Here is a 21,851-nt window from a genome sequence, read left to right on the forward strand (position 1 = left end):
ATTTAAATACTACAATATGTGTTTTGCTGGCCGAAGGCGTCCACGTATGGTGCCGCACATGGATAAATGGATTGAATTGGTCAAGGCCAAAATGAGTGAACTCAAAGTCACTCAAGTCGAGCTCGGCGAACGCGTCGGCATGTCTCAGGGCGGCATCGGCCATTGGCTGAACAAGCGTCGGGAGCCGGGCGTCGATGAGATGAACCGGGTGCTCAAGGCGCTGGGAATGGACTTTCTCGAGGTGGCGCTGGTGATCCGCGAACCGCAGCCGGACGCCGACGAGGGAATGCCGCTGGCGCAGAAGTACAACCCGTACTTCCGCTACCCCGTCAACGACTGGCGCGAGCCCCTGCAGGTGCGTGAAGCCGAACCTGCGTATGCGGGCGTCCAGGACAAGCGCCGCTTCGAACTGACGGACTACCATGCCCGCGGCGCGGCGTTCTGGCTGCTGGTGACGGGGGACTCGATGACGGCGCCCAGCGGCCCGAGCATCGCCGAAGGCATGCTGATCCTGGTGGATCCGGCATTGGAGGCGGAGCCGGGCAAACTGGTGATCGCCCAATGGGCGGACAGCGATGAAGCGATTTTCCGCAAGCTGATCGAAGAGGGCGGCCAGCGTTACCTGTTGCCGCTCAATCCGACCTGGCCGAAAGCCCTGTTCACCGACGCGTGTCGAATCATCGGTGTCGTGGTGCAGGCAACAGCCAGGTTCTAGTCGGATCGATCCTCGCCAGGCGTAGGATCGATCTTCCTTTTACGCCTCTTCCAACTCGACCAGCGCGCTGCCTTCGCCGACCATTTCGCCTTCCTGGCAATACAGCGCCTTGATCACGCCGGCGTGGGGCGCGCGGATGCTGTGCTCCATCTTCATCGCCTCCAGCACCACCAATTGAGCGCCGGCCTCGACCGTTTGCCCGGCCTCGACCAGCACACGCACGATGCTGCCGTTCATGGGCGCCGTCAGGCCGCCCTGGTGGCTGTGGCTGGCTTCGACCGCACTGATCGGATCGTAGGTTTCGATGCGGCGCCATTCGCCGTCCCATTGCAGGTACAGAGCCTCCCCGTGGCGGATCGCCCGGTGCTGACGACGCAGGCCGTCGCGTTCGATCGACAATTGTTCGCCGATCAGCCTGGCGTCGCCGGCGGCGCCGAGGGTCAACGCCCGATCCTGTCCCTCGCAGCTCAGATGCAACGTGATCTCTTGCGGCAAGCCCGCGCGCAGACCGCTGTGCAAGGACCACGGTGAAGCCGGGTCATCCGCCCGTGCCGCACCCGGCAGGCTTTGCGCGAAGGCCTGCGCCGCCGCGTTCCAGAACGCATCGCTCAATGCGCTAGGCGCCGGCAGCAATTGTTCCTGATAACGGGGAATGAACCCGGTATCCAGTTCCGCAGCGGCAAAGGCCGGATGCGCGATGATCCGCCGCAGGAAGCCGATGTTGGTCTTCAGGCCGCCGATGGCGAACTCATCGAGCATGCTCAGCAAACGCAGGCGCGCCTGTTCCCGGTCTTCGCCCCAGGCGATCAGTTTGCCCAGCATCGGGTCGTAGTACGGCGAAACCCCGTCACCTTCCTCCACGCCGCTGTCCACCCGCCGACCCGGCCCGGCGGCCGATTCGCGGTACAGCGCCAGGCGGCCGGTGGCCGGCAGGAAATCGTTGGCGGGGTCTTCCGCGTACAGCCGCACTTCAATGGCGTGGCCGTTCAGCGGCACTTGATCCTGGGTGATCGGCAGCGCTTCGCCCCGGGCGACGCGGATCTGCCAGGCCACCAGGTCCAGCCCGGTGATGGCTTCGGTGACCGGGTGTTCCACTTGCAGCCGGGTGTTCATTTCCATGAAGAAGAATTCGCCGCGGGCATCCAGCAGGAACTCCACCGTGCCCGCGCCGACATAGCCGATGGCCTGGGCCGAACGCACCGCCGCCTCACCCATGGCCCGGCGCAGTTCGGGGCTCAGGCCGGGCGCGGGGGCCTCTTCGACGACCTTCTGGTGCCGACGCTGGATCGAGCAGTCGCGCTCGTTCAGGTACAGGCAGTTGCCGTGACGGTCGGCGAACACCTGGATCTCCACGTGCCGCGGCTTGAGCAGGTATTTCTCCACCAGCATCCGCGAGTCGCCGAAGGACGATTGCGCCTCACGCTGGGCCGAGGCCAGGGCTTCGGCCAGTTGGCTGACGTCCTCGACCACTTTCATGCCTTTGCCGCCGCCGCCGGCCGTAGCCTTGAGCAGCACCGGATAGCCGATGCGTTCGCAGGCTTCGCGGAAGGTGTCCAGGTCCTGCGCTTCGCCGTGATAGCCCGGCACCAGCGGCACGCCGGCGGTTTCCATCAAGGCCTTGGCGGCGGACTTGCTGCCCATGGCATCGATGGCGGAGGCGGGCGGGCCCAAGAAGAGCAGGCCGGCGTCTTCGATGGCGCGGGCGAACCCGGCGTTCTCCGAAAGGAACCCGTAGCCGGGATGGATCGCCTGGGCGCCGCTGGCCTTGGCCGCCGCGATCAGTTTGTCGATCTGCAGGTAGCTGTCGGCCGCCTTGCTGCCGCCCAGGTCGACGCGGATGTCCGCTTCCCGGCTGTGCCGGGCGTTGCGGTCGGTGGCGCTGTGCACGGCGACGGTGGTCAGGCCCAGGGCCTTGGCGGTGCGCATCACCCGGCAAGCGATCTCGCCGCGGTTGGCCACCAACAGGGTGGTGAGAACAGGTGCGCTCATCAACGCGGCTCCTTGGTGGTGGTTGCGGCTTGCCAGCTAGGTGGACGTTTCTGCAGGAAGGCGCGCAAGCCTTCCTGGCCTTCGGGGCTTACACGGATGCGGGCGATGGCGTTTTCCGTGTAGCGGCGCAGGGCCGGAGTCAGCGCGCCGTTGCCCACCTCGCGCAGCAGCTCCTTGCTGGCGCGCAGGGCGGCGGGGCTGTTGAGCAGCAGGTTGTCGACCCACTGCGCGACCTTGTGCTCAAGCTCGTCGGCCGGATAGCTCTCGGACAGCAAGCCGATCTCCCGCGCCCGCTGGCCGCCGAAGCGTTCGGCGGTCAGGGCGTAGCGCCGCGCCGCACGCTCGCCGATGGCCTGCACCACGAACGGGCTGATCACCGCCGGCGCCAGGCCGATGCGCACTTCCGACAGGCAGAACTGCGCATCGTCGGTGCCGATGGCCATGTCGCAGCAACTGATCAGGCCCAGCGCGCCGCCGAACGCCGCGCCCTGCACCACGGCCAGCGTCGGGATCTTCAGCTTGGCGAGGTTGTACATCAGTTCCGCCAGTTCCCGGGCGTCGTCGAGGTTGGTGTGGTAATCCAGTTCGGCCGACTGCTGCATCCAGGCCAGGTCAGCCCCGGCGCTGAAATGCTTGCCGCGGCCGCGCACCAGCAGGAAACGCAGGCTGGCGTCGCTGGCGATCTTGTCGAGGGCCAGGATCAGCTCGCGGATCATCTCGGCGTTGAACGCGTTGTTCTTCTCTTCGCGGCTGAGCCACAGGGTCGCGAAGCCCCGTGGGTCGCTCTGCAGTTCGAGGGTGTTGAAGTCGCTCATGAGGTTCTCCCGATCACATCCGGAACACGCCGAAGCGGCTCGGTTCGATAGGCGCGTTCAGCGACGCGGACAAGGCCAGGGCCAGCACGTCGCGGGTCTGCGCCGGGTCGATGACGCCGTCGTCCCACAGCCGTGCGCTGGAGTAGTAGGGGTGGCCTTGCTCTTCATACTGGTCGAGGATCGGCTGCTTGATCTCCGATTCCTGCTCGGCGCTGAAGCCCTGGCCGCTGCGTTCGGCCTGCTCGCGCTTGACCTGAACCAGCACGCCGGCAGCCTGTTCGGCGCCCATCACGCCGATCCGCGCGTTCGGCCACATCCACAAGAAGCGCGGGTCATAGGCCCGGCCGCACATGCCGTAGTTGCCGGCGCCGAAGCTGCCGCCGATGATCACGGTGAACTTCGGCACCTTGGCGCAGGCCACGGCGGTCACCAGTTTCGCGCCGTGCTTGGCGATGCCGCCGGCCTCGTATTTCTGGCCGACCATGAACCCGGTGATGTTCTGCAGGAACAAGAGCGGAATGCCGCGCTGGCAGGCCAGTTCGATGAAGTGCGCGCCTTTCTGCGCGGCCTCGGCGAACAGGATGCCGTTGTTGGCCAGGATCGCGATCGGGTAGCCGTGCAGGTGAGCGAAACCGCACACCAGCGTGGTGCCGAACAGGGCCTTGAACTCATCGAACACCGAGCCGTCCACCAGCCGGGCGATGACTTCGCGCACATCGAACGGCTGCTTGGCGTCGGCGGACACCACGCCGTACAGCTCGTCGCTGCCGTAGAGCGGGGCGATCGGCGCGCGTTGCTGCACTTCGCCGAGCTTGCGCCAGTTGAGGTTGGCCACGCTGCGGCGGGCGAGGGCGAGGGCGTGTTCGTCGCTTTCGGCGTAGTGGTCGGCCACCCCGGAGACCTTGCAGTGCACATCGGCCCCGCCCAGGTCTTCGGCGCTGACCACCTCGCCGGTGGCGGCCTTCACCAGCGGGGGGCCGGCGAGGAAGATGGTCGCCTGCTGGCGCACCATGATCGCTTCGTCGGCCATCGCCGGCACATACGCGCCGCCGGCGGTGCACGAGCCCATGACCACGGCGATCTGCGGGATGCCCATGGCGCTCATGTTGGCCTGGTTGAAGAAGATCCGCCCGAAGTGTTCGCGGTCCGGGAACACCTCGTCCTGACGCGGCAGGTTGGCGCCGCCGGAGTCCACCAGGTAGATGCACGGCAGGCGGTTCTGCTGGGCGATGGTCTGGGCGCGCAGGTGTTTCTTCACGGTCAGCGGGTAGTACGAGCCGCCTTTCACCGTGGCGTCGTTGGCCACGATCATGCATTCGACGCCTTCGACCCGGCCGATGCCGGCGATCACGCCGGCGGCGGGTACATCTTCGCCGTACACCGCGTGGGCGGCCAGTTGGCTGATCTCAAGGAACGGCGAGCCCGGATCGAGCAAACGGTTGATCCGCTCGCGCGGCAACAGCTTGCCGCGCGAGGTGTGGCGTTCCTGGGCTTTCGCGCCGCCGCCCTGGGCCACTTGGGCCAGCAGGGTGTGCAGGGCGTCCACTTGCTTGAGCATCGCCGCGCTGTTGGCGGCGAACTCCGCTGAACGGGGATTGAGCTGGGTGTGCAGGATTGCCATGGACAGCTCCGTTTAGCGGGTTTCGTTGAACAGTTCGCGACCGATCAGCATGCGGCGGATCTCACTGGTGCCGGCGCCGATTTCGTACAGCTTGGCGTCACGCAGCAGACGGCCCGCCGGGAATTCGTTGATGTAGCCGTTGCCGCCCAGGATCTGGATCGCGTCCAGGGCCATCTGCGTGGCGCGTTCGGCGGTGTAGAGGATCACCCCGGCGGCGTCCTTGCGGGCGGTCTCGTTGCGCTCGCAGGCCTGGGCCACGGCGTAGAGGTAGGCGCGGCTGGCGTTGAGCTGGGTGTACATGTCGGCGACCTTGCCTTGGATCAGCTGGAACTCGCCGATGCTCTGGCCGAACTGCTTGCGGTCGTGGATGTACGGCACGATCAGGTCCATGCACGCCTGCATGATCCCGGTCGGGCCGCCGGACAGCACGACGCGCTCGTAGTCGAGGCCGCTCATCAGCACTTTCACGCCGCCGTTGAGCACGCCGAGGATGTTCTCTTCCGGCACTTCGACGTCATCGAAGAACAGCTCGCAGGTGTTGGAGCCGCGCATGCCGAGCTTGTCGAACTTGTTGCTGCGGCTGAAGCCTTTCCAGTCGCGCTCGACGATGAAGGCGGTGATGCCGTGAGGGCCCTTTTCCAGGTCGGTCTTGGCGTAGATCACGTAGGTGTTGGCGTCGGGGCCGTTGGTGATCCAGGTCTTGCTGCCGTTGAGGACGAAGCGGTCGCCGCGCTTGTCGGCGCGCAGTTTCATCGAGACCACGTCGGAGCCGGCGTTCGGTTCGCTCATGGCGAGGGCGCCGACGTGTTCGCCGCTGATCAGCTTGGGCAGGTATTTGCTTTTCTGTTCGTGGTTGCCGTTGCGGTTGATCTGGTTGACGCAGAGGTTGGAGTGGGCGCCGTAGGACAGCGCGACGGAGGCCGAGCCGCGGCTGATCTCTTCCATGGCCACCACGTGCGCCAGGTAACCCAGGCCGGCGCCGCCGTACTCTTCCGGCACGGTGATGCCGAGCAGGCCCATGTCGCCGAACTTGCGCCACATGTCGGCGGGGAACAGGTTGTCGCTGTCGATCTGGGCGGCACGCGGGGCGAGCTGGTCAGCGACGAAGGACTGAACCTGATCGCGCAGCATGTCGATGGTTTCACCGAGGGCAAAGTTCAGGGTTGGGTAGCTCATGGGTCACCTTTTGGCTTTTTTGTCGGGTGGGGAGGGCGGCGGTTCGGCTCTCACCTTTACGTTAACGTAAGCCTGTGACGAATGGCTGTCAATCACCCTTTACGTTAACGTCAACTTGAGCGAGAGTAGAGCCAGTTCTGAAAGACCGGCGTCGCTCTTTGTGATGAGGGAGCTTGCTCCCGCTGGAGCGCGAAGCGGTCGCAAAATCGCAGTCTGCGGTGCGTCTGGCATCGTCGGCCTGCCGGTTTCACGACTGCTGCGCAAGCCTCTCGCCACCAGCGCCACGCTCCTACAAAAAAGACAATAGGGGTCGTCATGGATCAACCCAGTGCAAACCCGCAGCGCAGCTACACCCGCGGTTCCCAGGACAAAGCCTTGCTGGCGATGACCATCGGTCAGAAGTTCGACGAGACCGTCGCGCGTTACCCGGACGGCGAGGCGCTGGTGGTGCGCCATCAGCAGCGGCGCTACACCTGGCGGCAACTGGCCGAAGAGGTGGATCTGCACGCCAGGGCCTTGCTGGCGTTGGGGCTTGAGGCCGGCGACCGGCTCGGCATCTGGTCGCCGAACTGCGCGCAGTGGTGCATCACCCAGTTCGCCACGGCGAAGATCGGCGTGATCCTGGTCAACATCAACCCGGCTTACCGCAGCAGCGAGCTGGAATACGTGCTCAAGCAGTCCGGCTGCCAATGGCTGGTGTGCGCCGGCGCGTTCAAGAGCTCCGACTACCACGGCATGCTGCAAGGCCTGCTGCCGGAGCTGGCCGAGCAGTCCATCGGCCAGTTGCGCAGCGAGCACCTGCCGGACCTGCGCGGGCTGATCAGCCTGGATACGCAGCCGCCGTCGGGGTTCCTGCCGTGGTCGCAACTGGCGGACCTGGCCGCCGGGGTCACGGCGCAGCAACTGCGCGAACGCAGCGACAGCCTGCACTTCGACCAACCGGTGAACATCCAGTACACCTCCGGCACCACCGGTTTCCCCAAGGGCGCGACCCTCAGTCACTACAACATCCTCAACAACGGCTACATGGTCGGCGAAAGCCTGGGCCTGACCGCCGCCGACCGGCTGGTGATCCCGGTGCCGCTGTACCACTGCTTCGGCATGGTCATGGGCAACCTCGGTTGCGTCACCCACGGCAGCACCATGATCTACCCCAACGATGCGTTCGACCCGCTGCTGACCCTCAGCACCGCCGCCGAAGAGAAAGCCACGGCGCTGTACGGCGTGCCGACCATGTTCATCGCCATGCTCGATCAGCCGCAGCGCACGGAACTTGACCTGTCGGCCCTGCGCACCGGGATCATGGCCGGCGCCACCTGCCCGATCGAAGTGATGCGCCGGGTGATCAGCGACATGCACATGAGCGAGGTGCAGATCGCCTACGGCATGACCGAGACCAGCCCGGTGTCGTTGCAGACCGGTCCCGCAGATGAACTGGAACTGCGCGTCACCACCGTCGGCCGCACCCAGCCGCAGCTGGAAAGCAAGATCATCGACGAGGCGGGCAACCCGGTGCCGCGCGGCACCATCGGCGAGCTGTGCACCCGTGGCTACAGCGTGATGCTCGGCTACTGGAACAACCCGCAGGCGACCGCCGAGGCCATCGATTCCGCCGGCTGGATGCACACCGGCGACCTGGCCAGCATGAACGACGAAGGCTACGTGTGCATCGCCGGGCGCAACAAGGACATGATCATCCGCGGCGGCGAGAACATTTACCCCCGCGAGCTCGAAGAGTTCTTCTTCACCCACCCGGCGGTGGCGGACGTGCAGGTCATCGGCATTCCGTGCTCGCGCTACGGCGAGGAAATCGTCGCCTGGATCAAGTTCCACCCCGGCCACAGCGCCACCGAGCAGGAGTTGCAGGCCTGGTGCAAGGAGCGCATCGCCCACTTCAAGACGCCGCGTTACTTCCGTTTCGTCCAGGAGTTCCCGATGACGGTGACCGGCAAGATCCAGAAGTTCCGCATGCGCGAGATCAGCATCGAGGAGTTGCGCGACAGGCTGGGCTGACGCCATCGCCGGCCGGTTGGCTCCCACAGGCTTTGCTTCGCGCATTGCCGTGTGGGAGCGCGGGGATCGGTCGTCGGGGGTGTTTTCAGGATCGCAGACAGCACAAAGGGGAGCCGAAGCTCCCCTTTAATTTTGTCGTCGCGTGCTCTTTTTTATTATTGAGGGGCGGCCTGTTGTTGTTTTTGGTGACCGTGGCCCTTTGCTGCGTTTTTTGGCGATCCCCATCCGGGATCAAGAGCAAACGTATTTTTTTGAGCGCTGATCTGCTTTCTCGCTAGGCGATCCAACCGATACGGGAGCTACCTGAAGGTAGTTTTATTGTTCTCTGCCCGGTTGCGGGTCACTCCGAAGAGCACCCTGAAAAGCACACCTTCTCCAAAAAAATCTGTTAGCTGCGTCTCTGCCGTGTTGTTTTTGTTATGTCAGAGTCGTTTCGTCTTGTTTTTATTGGTTTGCCACTTTTTTATTCTTGTTATGCCAGAGAGATAGCAGTTGCCGTGCCAACTTTTAAAAATCCTTTAAATTCAATGGTTTGAGTTTTTTGAAGGATTTTTCCTTCAGGCAAAACCAGACAATTTGTTTCCGTGTTACTCGTTCGTGCCCGCATTCCGGGCCGCAGCGGTAACACCGTGTCCCCTCACTGTGCGCTGCGGGCCTTGGCCACGCGCGAACCGGTCGGGCGGCCCAGCACGGCGCTGATCTGCAGGCCCGCGGCAATCAAGGCGTCCAGGTCGATGCCGGTCTCGATGCCCAGGCCGTTGAGCAGGTACACCACGTCTTCGGTGGCGACGTTACCGCTGGCGCCCTTGGCGTACGGGCAGCCGCCGAGGCCGGCGATGGAGCTGTCGAACACGTTGATGCCTTCGAGCAGGCTGGCGTAGATGTTGGCCATGGCCTGGCCGTAGGTGTCGTGGAAGTGGCCGGCGAGCTTCTCCCGCGGCACCTGGGCCGACACCACCTCGAACAGCCGACGGGTCGCGCCCGCCGTGCCGGTGCCGATGGTGTCGCCGAGGGAGACTTCGTAGCAGCCCATCGCGTACAGCTCGCGGGCGACCGCCGCGACCTGCTCCGGTGCCACCGCACCTTCATACGGGCAGCCCAGCACGCAGGACACGTAACCGCGCACAGTGACGCCATGCTGTTTCGCCGCTTCCATGACCGGTGCGAACCGCGCCAGGCTTTCGTTGATCGAGCAATTGATGTTGCGCTGGGAGAAGGCTTCGGACGCGGCGGCGAACACCGCGACTTCCTTGACCCCGGCCGCCACGGCGTCCTCGAAACCGCGCAGGTTCGGCGCCAGCGCGCCGTAGGTCACGCCCGGCGTGCGCCGGATCTGGGCGAACACCTCGGCGGAGCCGGCCATCTGCGGCACCCACTTGGGCGACACGAAACTGCCGACTTCTATATAGCCAAGGCCGGCGGCGCTGAGCGCGTCGACCAGTTGCACCTTGTCGGCGACGCTGATGGGCTGGGCTTCGTTCTGCAGGCCATCGCGCGGGCCGACTTCGATCAGGCGTACTTGGGAGGGGAGGGACATGGCGTTGACCTGTTGTATGTGTCTGGCGTCTACGAGAGCCCTTGTGGCAGCCGGCCTGCCGGCGATTGCGGTGGTTCAGCCACGTCGATGTCGCCTGACGCTCCGCCATCGCCAGCAGGCTGGCTCCCACAGGGGATGGGGTGGGGCTATTGCACGGCCTGCTGACTCTTGAGCGTCTGCTCCAGCGCCTGCACGCAGCGTTCTTCGGCGGTGTCGAGTTCCAGCTTCATCTGTTCGATGTCCAGCAGTTGCTGTTCGAGCTGCGCGCGGCGTTCGCTGATTTTCGCCAGCATGCTGTTGAGCTGTTTGGTGTTGCCGCTGGACGGGTCGTAGAGCTCGATCAGTTCGCGGCATTCGGCCAGGGAGAAACCGATGCGCTTGCCGCGCAGGATCAGCTTCAGGCTGACCTTGTCGCGCGGTGAGTAGATGCGTTCCTGGCCTCGGCGCTCGGGGCTGAGCAGGCCTTGCTCTTCATAGAAGCGGATCGCCCGGGTGGTGATGTCCAGCTCGCGGGCGAGGTCGGAGATGCTGTAGGTCTGGCTGCTCATGGAAGCGCTCGAAAAGGGGTACTTGGCGCTAAGCTAATGGCAGGTTGACGTTTACGTCAAGGGGCGGCGGATTCGGTGTCTGTGCCGGCCCCATCGCCAGCAGGCTGACTCCTACAGCCATGTGCGCAACACAGGCCCATGTGGGAGCCAGCCTGCTGGCGATGAACGATGACGCGCAGAAAAGCCCTACACGCTGTCCAGCTTCTTCTCCTGCGCCGTCACCTGCTGGCACAGCTCGATCATCTGTTCGCGCATCCAGCGGTTGGCCGGATCCTGGTCGGTGCTTTCGTGCCAGTACAGGTGGGTCTCCACCGGCGGCACATCGTTGACCGGCAGGTTGAACGTCAGCAGGTCATGGCGGCGGGCGAAGCGTTCCGGGACGGTCATGACCATGTCGGTCTGCTGCAGCACCTGGGACGCCATCAGGTAATGCTGGGAACGCAGGGCGATCTTGCGCTGGATGCCCATCTTGCCCAGCGCCAGGTCCACATAGCCCAGCCCGTTGCGTCGGCTGGAGATGTGGATGTGGGTCAGCCCCAGGTAGTCGTCGAGGGTGACCTTTTCCTTGCCCGCCAGCGGATGGCCCTTGCGCATGGCGCACACGTAACGGTCTTCCATCAGCTTGACGTGGCGCACCTGCGGGTCGGTGTTGAGCGGGGCGTCGACGGCGAAGTCCAGGCGTCCGGCCGCCAGTTCCTTGGTGGTTTCCCGGCGTTTGGACAGGAAGCTTTCGATGACCACCGTCGGCGCCAGGCGCCGCAGGCGCTGGAACAGCGGCGGCAGGATCACGGCTTCCGTGAGGTCGGTCATGCTGATGCGGTACGTCTTGACGGCCTGGGCCGGGTTGAAGATCCGGCTTTCCTGCACCGACACCCGCAGCAGCGAGAGCGCGTTGCGCACCGGGCCGATGATGTTCTGCGCCATGGGCGTGGGCACCATGCCCTGGGCGGTGCGCACGAAGAGCGGGTCGTTGAAGGTCTCGCGCAGGCGGGCCAGGGCGTTGGACACCGCCGGCTGAGTGATGCCGACGATCTGCCCGGCGCGGGTCAGGTTCGCTTCGGTGTAGATCGCGTCGAAGACGATGAAAAGGTTGAGGTCGACCTTGCTCAGATTCATTGCGCGGCTTCTCTTGTTTTGTAGGCGGCCCGGAAAATCAACCGATCATATATCGGTGATGAATGTTTATACATGCCGAGAATAGGCTAGGTAAATTATCAGCGCTGTTCTAGCATCGATTGCATGATCTGAACAACCTCTCACCAAAAGGTAGTGCCCATGGATTTCGCTTATTCGCCCAAGGTTCAGGAACTGCGTGAGCGCGTGACCGCGTTCATGGACACTTACGTTTACCCCGCCGAGGCCGTGTTTGAGCGCCAGGTGGCCGAAGGCGACCGCTGGCAGCCGACGGCGATCATGGAAGAGCTCAAGGCCAAGGCCCGGGCCGAAGGCCTGTGGAACCTGTTCCTGCCGGAATCGGAGCTGGGCGCCGGCCTGACCAACCTCGAATACGCGCCGCTGGCGGAGATCATGGGCCGCTCGCTGCTGGGCGCCGAGCCGTTCAACTGCTCGGCGCCGGACACCGGCAACATGGAAGTGCTGGTGCGCTACGCCAACGAAGAGCAGAAGCAGCGCTGGCTCGAACCGCTGCTGCGCGGCGAGATCCGCTCGGCGTTCGCCATGACCGAACCGGACGTCGCGTCCTCCGACGCCACCAACATGGCCGCCCGGGCTGTGCGCGACGGCGACGAGTGGGTGATCAACGGCAAGAAATGGTGGACCTCCGGCGCCTGCGATCCGCGCTGCAAGATCCTGATCTTCATGGGCCTGAGCAACCCGGACGCGCCGCGTCACGCCCAGCACTCGATGATTCTGGTGCCGGTGGACACCCCCGGTGTGAAGATCGTCCGTCCGCTGCCGGTGTTCGGCTACGACGACGCGCCCCACGGCCACGCCGAAGTGCTGTTCGACAACGTGCGGGTGCCTTACGAAAACGTGCTGCTGGGCGAGGGGCGCGGCTTCGAGATCGCCCAGGGTCGCCTCGGCCCGGGCCGGATCCACCACTGCATGCGTTCGATCGGCATGGCCGAACGGGCACTGGAACTGATGTGCAAGCGCTCGGTGAGCCGCACCGCGTTCGGCAAGCCGTTGGCGCGCCTGGGCGGCAACGTCGACAAGATCGCCGACTCGCGCATGGAGATCGACATGGCGCGCCTGCTGACGCTGAAGGCGGCGTACATGATGGACACCGTCGGCAACAAGGTGGCCAAGAGCGAGATCGCGCAGATCAAGGTCGTGGCGCCGAACGTCGCGTTGCGGGTGATCGACCGGGCGATCCAGATCCATGGCGGGGCCGGGGTGTCGAACGACTTCCCGCTGGCCTACATGTACGCGATGCAACGCACCCTGCGCCTGGCCGACGGCCCGGACGAAGTGCACCGCGCGGCCATCGGCAAGTTCGAGATCGGCAAGTACGTGCCCAAGGAGATGCTGCGTAGCGAGCGCTGAGCCGGCGCTTTGTTGTGGCGAGGGAGCTTGCTCCCTCGCCCGACGCTCAGTGGACCCACACCTCCACCCGCCGATTCTTGATCCGCCCCTCGTCGGCGTTGTTGGCCGCCACCGGCATCAGCGCGCCGAACCCCCGCACCTCGCGCAACGTCACTCCGTTTTTCACCAACTCCCGCCGCACCGCCATCGCCCGCAGCTTCGACAGCAGGTCGGCCCGCGCCGGATCGTCCTTGGCGTCGCCGAAGCCCACCAGGGTCACCGCCCGGTCGGTCTTGCCGTGGCGTTGCAGGTAATCGAGCACCCGGGCCAGGTCCTGGCGGGCCTTGTTGTCCAGACTGGCGCTGCCTTCTTCGAAACGGAAGTTCACCGTCAGGCGCTGGGCGTGGCGGCTGAGGGATTGATACCCCTCGGGCATCAACGCGTTCGGGGAGACGGCGATGGGATGGATGGTCTGGGCGATGAACCCGTTGGCCGCCACGATCGCCTGGCCTTGAGGGCTTTGCGCGAACGCCGCCAACGCCATGGCCCAAGGGTTCTGGCTGGCGGGCGGCAAATAGAAGAACAGGCGCCGGGACAGCGGGTAGTCCTCGGTGGCGATCAGCCCCGGCAACGGTGGCATGGCCTGGGACTGGCCATCGATGATCGCCACCGCTTTGGCCTGGCGGATGTAAGGCAGGCCGATGAAGCCGATGGCCTGCGGGTCGGCGCTCACCGCGTCGGACAACTGCTCGCTGGACTCGAAACGCTTGGCTGCGCTGCTCAAGGTCTTAACGCGTCCGCTGAGCACCAGTTCCTTGAAGGTGTCCCAGGTGCCGGACTGATCATCCCGCGCATACAGGTGGATCGGCCCGCCGCTGGCGCCGACGGCTTCCCAGGTCTTCGCCTCGCCGCTGAAGATCCGGGCCAGCTGTTCGGTGTCCAGTTGCCGCACGGGGTTGTCGGGGTGAAGGATGATCGCCAGACCGTCGATGGCGATCACCTGTTCGGCGGCGGGGCTCTTCAGGTCGCCGAGGGCTTGCAGGGCGGCCAGTTCGCTGTCCTTGACCGGGCGCGACGACGCTGCGAGGTCGGCGCCGGCGCTCTTGAGCGCGGTGAAGCCGGTGCTGGAGCCATGGGCGGCGATCTCCACCACCACGCGCTGGCCTTGGGCGGTCTGGCCGACGATGCGTTGTTCGTTGGCGGTGTCCGGGTCTTCGTGGTGGATCTTGAGCAGGCCTTGCTCTTGCAGCAGCCCTTCGACCAGCGCAGGCCCCAGCGCCGCGCCGATGGTGTTGGAACCTTGGATGCGCAGCGCCGGGCCGTGTTCCGGGATCGGCAAGCCGTCGGCGCAGGCCATCGCCGGCAGCCAGGCGCCCAGCACAAGGGTCAACAGAACACGCAGGGTCATGCCGGCACCGTTTGCGGCCAAGGGGATTGCCGGGGAGATTAAGTCAGAAGGGTTTCGGAAAAATGACAGCGGCCCCACAGGATCTGCGGTCACCGCAAAACCTGTGGGAGCGAGCCTGCTCGCGATGAGGCCGTTTCAGTCACCGTTGCGGCGACGGGGTGGACGCTGTCGCCGCCCGGAGCAGGCCCGCTCCCACAGGTGGGGATCAGCTCAGCTCAAGCCAGATCGGCGCATGGTCCGACGGCTTTTCCATGCCGCGCAGCTCATAATCCACGCCCGCGGCCTTCACCCGCGGCAGTAAGGCCTGGGAGGTGAGGATCAGGTCGATGCGCAGCCCGCGCTTGGGCTCGTCCTCGAACCCGCGGCTGCGGTAGTCGAACCAGCTGAAGGTGTCGGCCACGTCCGGGTTCAGGTGCCGGAAGCTGTCGGTCAGGCCCCAGTTCTTCAGGCGCGCCATCCACTCGCGCTCCTCGGGCAGGAAGCTGCATTTGCCGGTCTTCAGCCAGCGCTTCATGTTGTCCGGGCCGATGCCGATGTCGCAGTCCTCCGGGGAAATGTTCACGTCGCCCATCACCACCAGCGCCTGATCGTTCTTGAACTGGCTTTCCAGCAGCTGTTGCAGGTCGCTGTAGAAGCGCTGCTTGGCCGGGAACTTGGTCGGGTGGTCGCGGCTTTCGCCCTGGGGGAAGTAGCCGTTCATGATGGTGACCTGTGTGCCGTCGGCATCGGCGAAGGTGCCCCAGATGAAGCGGCGCTGGGCGTCTTCCTCGTCGGTGGCGAAGCCTTTATGCACGGCGATGGGCGCCTGGCGCGAGAGCAGGGCGACGCCGTAGTGGCCTTTCTGGCCGTGGAAATGCACGTGGTAGCCCAGGGCGCGGATCTCTTCCAGCGGGAACTGGTCGTCGTGCACCTTGGTTTCCTGCAGGCCGATGACATCCGGCTGATGTTTCTCGATCAGCGCCGTCAACTGATGCGGACGGGCGCGCAGTCCGTTGATGTTGAAGGAAACAATCTTCATGGTCGGCAGTCCTGGCAAAAGGGCGATGCTAGCTGACATGTGGGATGGGGGCCAGTGTGGGGTAGGGGGATTCGCGGTGTTCTGTCAGATGTGCGTTGTCCTGACGTGGTCTATACCTTTTGGGAACTGCGCCGCCACCGGCAGGTTCGTACCAACTAGAGCGCCGCCGCAGCCGCGCCACCGGGGAGAATCACCGCCATGCCTGAGACCTCGACCGCCATCGCCGACATCCACATGCTCGACCGCGGCTATTCCCGCGAGGCGCGATCGCTGCTGTACCAGGCCTACCGTCATGAGCCGACGTTCGCCTACCTGTTCGAGGCCGAGCGCCCGGGCTACGAGCAGCGGGTGCGGGCCACGGTGCGCGAACTGGTCAAGCAGCATTTCGCCCAGGAGCTGCCGGCCACCGGCCTGCTGGTCAACGACCGCCTGATCGGCATCGCCCTGATCGCGCCGCCGCAGCGGCGGCTGGGCGTCACCGAGAGCTGGGCCTGGCGCCTGCGCATGGTGCTGAGCACCGGTCTGCGCTGCACCCGGCGCTACCTGGAATACCACGCCGCCGTGGCGGCCTGCGTACCCGGCGAGGCGGTGCATGTGCTGCCGCTGCTAGGCATTCACCCCCAGTTCCAGGGCAAGCATTTCGGCGAGCAGTTGCTGCAGGCGGTGCACAACTGGTGCGCGGTGGACGAGCACTCCCGCGGCGTGGTGCTCGACAGCGGCAACCCGCGCTATCTGGCGTTCTACCAGCGCCAGGGCTATGAAGAAATCGGCGAGGTGGCGGTCGGGCCGGTGCGCGAGCATGTGTTTTTCCACGCCAATCCGCAGGTGTTACATACTGCAACGGCTTGAGGGGCGAACTTTCCGCGGCCCCCAAGGCTCTATCACGCTCCCGAGCTCGTGATAGCATCCGCGCCTATGAAGTTTCCAGGAAGATTTACCGGTGGCGTGCTCCTGCTGTTAACCAGCTGCGCGGCGCTGGCGCAAAGTGAATTGGATGTGCGGGTCAAACCGTCCAACGATGAACTCAAGGCCAATATAGAAGGCTATATCGGCAGCCTCGGCGACCGCGACGAAGAAGCCTTGCTGCGCTTCAGCCGCGGCGCCGAAGAGCAGGCGCGCAAGGCTGCCCAGGCCTTGGGCTATTACCAGCCGCAGATCGACAGCGAAGTGAAGGGCGGCGACAAGCCGCGCCTGGTGCTCAAGGTCGATCCGGGCGAGCCGGTGCGCCTGCGCAACGTCACCGTGCGCATCGACGGCCCGGCCGCGTCGCTCAAGGTGTTCCGCGTACCGAAAAGCGACGCGCTCAAGCCCGGTTCGGTGCTCAACCATGGCCGCTACGAAGACGCCAAGCGGCTGATCCAGAACCAGGCCTCGCGCTACGGTTTCTTCAGTGGCCGCTTCACTCGTCAGAAGCTGTCGGTCGATCCCCGCGCCGGCGTCGCCGACATCGAACTGATCTACGACAGCGGCCCGCGCTATGCGCTGGGCCCGGTCAAGTTCGAAGGCGACACGCCGTTCGACGAAGACCTGCTGCAACGCATGGTGCCGTTCAAGGCCGGCGAACCGTACGATTCGGAGCTGATCGCCGAACTCAACCGGGCCCTGCAATCGAGCGGCTACTTCGAAGGCGTGCGCGTCGATGCCGCGCCGACGGCGGCCAAGAACGACGTGATCCCGGTGGACGTCAAGCTCGACACCCGCAAGCCGCGCACCATGGGGCTGGGCCTGGGCTACTCCACCGACGTCGGCCCGCGGGTCAAGGCCAACTGGACGCGCCATTGGGTCAACCCCCAGGGCGACAGCTACGGCTGGGAGGCCGAACTGTCGGCGCCCCGGCAGAACGTCGGGCTGTTCTACGACATCCCGCTCGACCCGCCCTTGACCGACAAGCTGCGCTGGGCCGGCGGTTACCAATACGAAGACATCGACGGCTCCGACACCCTGAGCAAGCTGCTCACCTTCGGCCCGGAGTGGCACAGCAAGCTGCCCAGCGGCTGGCAGCGGGTGATCTCGCTGAAATGGCAGCGCGAGGAATACCAGCTCGGCGATGACTCCGGCCTCAGCAACCTGCTGATGCCCGGCATCAGCTATGCGTACCTCAAGAGCGACAACCGCATCGACCCGCACAACGGCTATCGCCTGGCGTTCGAAAGCAAGGTGGCGAAGGAAGGGCTGGGCTCGGACAACAACCTGTTGTACGGCACGGCGCTGGTCAAGGGCCTGACCACGGTGTTCGACAAGCACCGTTTCCTCGGGCGGGTGCAGGTCGGCGGCAGCGCCACCAACGGCTACAAGTCGGTGCCGCCGTCGCTGCGGTTCTTCGCCGGCGGCGACCAGAGCGTGCGCGGCTACGACTACCAGAGCCTGTCCCCGGAAAACGCCAAGGGCGACCGCATCGGCGGCCGCTACATGGTGGCCGGCAGCGTCGAGTACCAATACTCGATCGCCGAAAAGTGGCGGGTGGCGACCTTCGTCGATCAAGGCAACTCTTTCAACAAGCTCGAACTGCCGAACCTCAAGACCGGGGTCGGCATCGGGGTGCGCTGGGTGTCGCCGGTGGGGCCGATCCGCCTCGACCTGGCCCACGCGCTGGACGACGACGGCGGCATCCGGCTGCACTTTTCGATGGGGCCTGAGCTGTGAAGCGTGCTGTGAAGATTTCGTTGCTGGCGCCCGGGGCGCTGGCGCTTTTGCTGGTGTCGGGCGCCGGGCTGGTGCTCGGCACCGAGACCGGCAGCCGTTGGGCGTTGGGCCTGGTGCCGGGCCTGAGCGTGGACAATTTCCAGGGCCGGCTCGGCGGGCAGTGGAGCGCCGATCACCTGCTGTGGCAACAGGACGGCAACCGAGTCGAGCTGGACCGGCCGGTGTTCGAGTGGTCGCCGCTGTGCCTGGCCCGCATGACCCTGTGCATCGAACAGCTCAAGGCCGGACAGGTGCGCCTGCACTTTGCGCCGGGCACGGAAACCACCGAGAGCGGCCCGGTCAAGCTGCCGGATCTGCAACTGCCCGTGGCCATCGAGCTGGGCGACGTGCAGGTCGACAGCCTGCTGCTGGACGGCAATGAACAGCTCAAGGACTTGCGCTTGGCCGCGCACTGGACGGCCAAGGGCATGCAGATCGACAACGTGCAGTTGCAGCGCGACGACCTGAGCCTGAAGCTGGCCGGCCTGCTGCAACCGACCGGCGACTGGCCGCTGACCGTCGAAGGCCAGCTGACGCTGCCGGCGCCGGGCACCAAACCGTGGACGCTGGCGCTGAAGGTCGACGGCGACCTGCTGAAAACCCTCAATCTGCACGCCGACAGCCACGGCTACCTCGACGGCCAGTTGAGCGGCGAACTGCAGCCGCTGGCGGAACACCTGCCCGCCAAGGTGCGCATCACCAGCGACGCCTTCAAGCCGAGCGCCGATCTGCCGGACACCCTGCAATTCAACCAATTGCTGCTGACCGGCGAAGGCGACCTGAAAAACGGCTACCGCCTGCAAGGCAACGCCACGCTGCCCGCCGAGCAAGGCCCGGTGGCGCTGGTGCTGCAAGGCCAGGTGGATGCCAGCGGCGCGCAGATCGCCGGCCTCGACCTGAACGCCAACGACAAGCAAAGCCTCAAACTCACCGGTCATATCGACTGGAGCAAGGGCTTGAGCGCCCAGGCCAACATCGACTGGCGGGACTTCCCGTGGCGTCGGCTCTACCCGGAGATCGACGAGCCGCAAGTCGCCTTGCGCACCTTCACCGGCGAAGTCTCCTACACCGACGGCCAGTACCTCGGCAATTTCGCCGCCGCCCTGGACGGCCCGGCGGGGGCGTTCAGCTTGAGCAGCCCGTTCAGCGGCAACCTCAAGCAAGTCTTTCTGCCGCAACTCAAGCTGGAGGCCGGTCAGGGCAAGGCCGAGGGCCATGTGAACGTGCAGTTCGCCGACGGCATTGCCTGGGACACCGCGCTGGAACTGTCGGCCCTCAACCCGGCGTACTGGCTGGCGGAGCTGCCGGGCACCCTGGCCGGGCCGCTGAAAAGCAAAGGCGAGATGAAAGGCGAACGCCTGAGCCTCAACGCCGACCTCGACCTCAAGGGCAAGCTGCGCGGCCAGCCGGCGGTGCTGCAAGCCAAGGCCGACGGCGCCGGCGAGCAATGGAACCTCAACGCCCTGCAGATCCGCCTCGGCGACAACAGCATCAGCGGCAAGGGCAGCCTGCAGCAGAAGCTCACCGGGCAGGTCGACATCAAGCTGCAACGCCTGGCCCAGCTCTGGCCGCAACTGCGCGGGCAGGTCAATGGCCGGGTCGATGTGGCCGGCACGCTCAAGGCGCCGCAGGGCAAGCTGGATCTGCAAGGCTCGCAACTGGCGTTCCAGGACAACCGCCTGCAAAGCCTCAACCTCGACGCCACCCTCGACGGCGCGCAGCGCGCGAAGATCGACCTCAAGGGCAGCGGCATTCAGGCCGGCGACACCTCGCTGGGCACGCTGACCGTCAGCGGCCAGGGCGACATCCGGCAGCAGAAGCTCAACCTCGACCTGCTCGGGCCGAAGCTCAAACTGGCCCTGGGCCTGGACGGCAATCTGGACAAGGGCAACTGGCGCGGGCGCCTGGCCAGCGGCGACATCCAGGCCGGCGGCCAGGACTGGAAGCTGCAAGGGCCGGCGAAGCTCGAACGCCTGGCCGACGGCAAAATCAACTTCGGCGCCCATTGCTGGATCTCCGGCAACGCCAGCCTGTGCGGCGAAGACCAGCGGCTGATGCCCGACCCGAAACTGCGCTACCACCTCAAGCAATTCCCGATCGAAAGCCTGGCCGCCTGGCTGCCCAAGGATTTCGCCTGGCAGGGCCGGCTCAACGCCGACCTGCAACTGGACCTGCCGGCCAGCGGCCCCAACGGCCTGATCAGCGTCGACGCCAGCGGCGGCACCTTGCGCGTGCGTGAAAAGGACCAGTGGCTGGACTTCCCGTACCAGACCTTGCGCCTGTCCAGCAAACTCACGCCCAAGCGCATCGACACCGACCTCAACTTCGTCGGCGGCAAACTGGGCGAGCTGATGGTGCAGGCCCAGCTCAACCCGCTGCCGAAGAACAAGCCCTTGAGCGGTTCGTTCCGCCTGACCGGGCTGGACCTGTCGGTGGCGCGGCCGTTCGTGCCGATGGTCGAGAAACTCACCGGGCGCCTGAACGGCAGCGGCACGGTGTCCGGCGGCCTGCTGGCGCCGCAGGTCAACGGCACCGTGCAGTTGAGCGACGGCGAAGTCTCGGGGCCGGAGCTGCCGATGGAGTTGCAGGCCCTGCAACTGCAAGCGGTGATCGCCGGGGAAAGCGTGCAACTGAACGGCGGCTGGAAAAGCGGCAAGGCCGGGCAGGGCAGCCTGAACGGCAATGTCGCCTGGGGCCAGGCGCTGGCGGTCGACCTGGCGCTCAAGGGTACGCAGCTGCCGGTCACGGTCGAACCTTACGCCAAACTGGAAGTGGCGCCGGACCTGAAGATTTCCATGGCCGGCGACGAACTGGCCATGGCCGGCAAGGTGATGGTGCCCAAGGGCGAGATCACCGTGCGCGAATTACCGCCATCGACCGTGAAAGTCTCCGATGACACAGTCATCGTCGGCCAACAGACCGAAGAGGGCAAAACGCCGCTGGCCATGAAGATGGACATCGACGTGATCGTCGGCCAGGACAAGCTGAGCTTCGCCGGGTTCGGCCTCACCGCCAACCTGCAAGGCCAGGTGCACATCGGCGACAACCTCGACACCCGCGGCGAACTGTGGCTCAACGACGGCCGCTACCGCGCCTACGGCCAGCGCCTCAACGTGCGCCGGGCGCGGCTGCTGTTCGCAGGCCCCATCGACCAGCCGTACCTGGACATCGAAGCGATCCGCCAGACCGACGACGTCATCGCCGGCATCCGCTTGAGCGGCAGCGCCGAACAGCCGACCACGCAGATCTTCTCGGAACCGGCGATGAGCCAGGAGCAAGCGCTGTCCTACCTGGTGCTGGGCCGTCCGCTGAGCAGCAACGGCGAGGACAACAACATGCTCGCCCAGGCCGCGCTGGGGCTGGGGCTGATGGGCAGCTCCGGGGTCACCAGCGGGCTGGCCAAGAACCTGGGGATCCAGGATTTCCAGCTCGATACCCAGGGCAGCGGCAACACCACCAGCGTGGTGGCCAGCGGCAACATTTCCGAGAAGCTCAGCCTGCGCTACGGCGTGGGGGTGTTCGAGCCGGCCAACACCATTGCCTTGCGCTACAAACTGAGCAAGAAGGTTTACCTCGAAGCCGCCAGCGGCGTGGCCAGTTCGCTGGACATCTTCTACAAGCGGGATTTCTAGGCCGCTCACTCCGAAACCGAGTCGTTCCCATCGCGGGCAAGCCCGCTCCCACAGGTTCCTGGGTCGTATACACAATTAGTGCACGACGCCGAACCCTGTGAGAGCGGGCTTGCCCGCGATGGCGTCCGCCTGTGCGCAACCAAAGACCCAGTCCGGCAGTCAACTAATAACAAAGCAACCTAACGATTGCGTTGACATTCGCTGCCTAAGCAG

15 protein-coding genes are annotated in these 21,851 nt (G+C 65.4%); 6 read left to right on the forward strand and 9 right to left on the reverse strand.

The window, feature by feature from the left end; genetic code table 11:
- Positions 1-58: 58 nt before the first annotated feature.
- Complete coding sequence (locus CAG31_RS08130; RefSeq protein ID WP_085580093.1) at positions 59-715, forward strand: LexA family transcriptional regulator; 657 nt, start codon at positions 59-61, stop codon at positions 713-715.
- Between the two features lie 39 nt (positions 716-754).
- Here CAG31_RS08130 and CAG31_RS08135 read toward each other — a convergent pair whose 3' ends face one another.
- From CAG31_RS08135 to CAG31_RS08150, 4 genes are read right to left on the reverse strand one after another with little or no spacing between them, the layout of a single operon-like run.
- Positions 755-2,704 carry an acetyl/propionyl/methylcrotonyl-CoA carboxylase subunit alpha gene (locus tag CAG31_RS08135; protein ID WP_085579705.1) on the reverse strand — a complete coding sequence of 650 codons (1,950 nt, stop codon included), beginning with the start codon at positions 2,702-2,704 and terminating at the stop codon, positions 755-757.
- Positions 2,704-3,519 (reverse strand): gamma-carboxygeranoyl-CoA hydratase, encoded by an 816-nt coding sequence (locus CAG31_RS08140; RefSeq protein WP_085579707.1) that lies wholly within the window; start codon positions 3,517-3,519, stop codon positions 2,704-2,706. The genes CAG31_RS08135 and CAG31_RS08140 overlap by 1 nt, the downstream gene beginning before the upstream one ends.
- Positions 3,520-3,532: 13 nt before the next feature.
- The gene (locus CAG31_RS08145; protein WP_085579708.1) at positions 3,533-5,140 is read right to left on the reverse strand and encodes a carboxyl transferase domain-containing protein; all 1,608 of its coding nucleotides are present in this window, start codon (positions 5,138-5,140) and stop codon (positions 3,533-3,535) included.
- A 12-nt stretch (positions 5,141-5,152) separates the two neighbouring features.
- A complete protein-coding gene (locus tag CAG31_RS08150; RefSeq protein WP_085579710.1) occupies positions 5,153-6,316 on the reverse strand; it encodes an isovaleryl-CoA dehydrogenase in 1,164 nt (387 codons plus the stop codon).
- Between the two features lie 315 nt (positions 6,317-6,631).
- On the opposite strand from CAG31_RS08150, the gene CAG31_RS08155 reads away from it, so the two are divergent.
- On the forward strand, positions 6,632-8,329 hold the full coding sequence (locus tag CAG31_RS08155) for an AMP-binding protein (protein ID WP_085579712.1): 1,698 nt from the start codon (positions 6,632-6,634) through the stop codon (positions 8,327-8,329).
- 637 nt (positions 8,330-8,966) lie between these two features.
- On the opposite strand, the gene CAG31_RS08160 is transcribed toward CAG31_RS08155, so the two are convergent.
- From CAG31_RS08160 to CAG31_RS08170, 3 genes are all read right to left on the reverse strand, one after another.
- Positions 8,967-9,866 (reverse strand): hydroxymethylglutaryl-CoA lyase, encoded by a 900-nt coding sequence (locus CAG31_RS08160; protein WP_085579714.1) that lies wholly within the window; start codon positions 9,864-9,866, stop codon positions 8,967-8,969.
- 146 nt (positions 9,867-10,012) lie between these two features.
- Complete coding sequence (locus CAG31_RS08165; protein ID WP_085579717.1) at positions 10,013-10,414, reverse strand: MerR family DNA-binding transcriptional regulator; 402 nt, start codon at positions 10,412-10,414, stop codon at positions 10,013-10,015.
- Between the two features lie 186 nt (positions 10,415-10,600).
- Positions 10,601-11,530, reverse strand: coding sequence for a LysR family transcriptional regulator (locus CAG31_RS08170; RefSeq protein WP_085579719.1), 930 nt, complete (start codon positions 11,528-11,530; stop codon positions 10,601-10,603).
- A 159-nt stretch (positions 11,531-11,689) separates the two neighbouring features.
- Between CAG31_RS08170 and CAG31_RS08175 the strand changes: the two genes are divergently transcribed.
- Positions 11,690-12,919 (forward strand): acyl-CoA dehydrogenase, encoded by a 1,230-nt coding sequence (locus tag CAG31_RS08175; protein WP_085579721.1) that lies wholly within the window; start codon positions 11,690-11,692, stop codon positions 12,917-12,919.
- A 46-nt stretch (positions 12,920-12,965) separates the two neighbouring features.
- On the opposite strand, the gene CAG31_RS08180 is transcribed toward CAG31_RS08175, so the two are convergent.
- Positions 12,966-14,306, reverse strand: a complete 1,341-nt coding sequence (locus CAG31_RS08180; protein WP_085579723.1) for a substrate-binding domain-containing protein — start codon at positions 14,304-14,306, stop codon at positions 12,966-12,968.
- A gap of 205 nt (positions 14,307-14,511) precedes the next feature.
- On the reverse strand, positions 14,512-15,324 hold the full coding sequence (gene xthA, locus CAG31_RS08185) for an exodeoxyribonuclease III (protein WP_085579725.1): 813 nt from the start codon (positions 15,322-15,324) through the stop codon (positions 14,512-14,514).
- 198 nt (positions 15,325-15,522) lie between these two features.
- Here xthA and CAG31_RS08190 point away from each other — a divergent pair, with 198 nt between their 5' ends.
- The 3 genes from CAG31_RS08190 (at position 15,523) to CAG31_RS08200 (ending at position 21,638) form a co-directional block, all read left to right on the forward strand.
- Positions 15,523-16,173 carry an N-acetyltransferase gene (locus tag CAG31_RS08190; protein WP_085579727.1) on the forward strand — a complete coding sequence of 217 codons (651 nt, stop codon included), beginning with the start codon at positions 15,523-15,525 and terminating at the stop codon, positions 16,171-16,173.
- 66 nt (positions 16,174-16,239) lie between these two features.
- Positions 16,240-17,967, forward strand: coding sequence for an autotransporter assembly complex family protein (locus CAG31_RS08195; protein ID WP_085579729.1), 1,728 nt, complete (start codon positions 16,240-16,242; stop codon positions 17,965-17,967).
- On the forward strand, positions 17,964-21,638 hold the full coding sequence (locus CAG31_RS08200; RefSeq protein WP_085579731.1) for a translocation/assembly module TamB domain-containing protein: 3,675 nt from the start codon (positions 17,964-17,966) through the stop codon (positions 21,636-21,638). Before CAG31_RS08195 ends, CAG31_RS08200 begins: the two co-directional genes overlap by 4 nt.
- Positions 21,639-21,851 lie beyond the last annotated feature (213 nt).

The organism is Pseudomonas sp. R25(2017), from assembly GCF_002112565.1.
GTDB lineage: Bacteria > Pseudomonadota > Gammaproteobacteria > Pseudomonadales > Pseudomonadaceae > Aquipseudomonas > Aquipseudomonas ekonensis.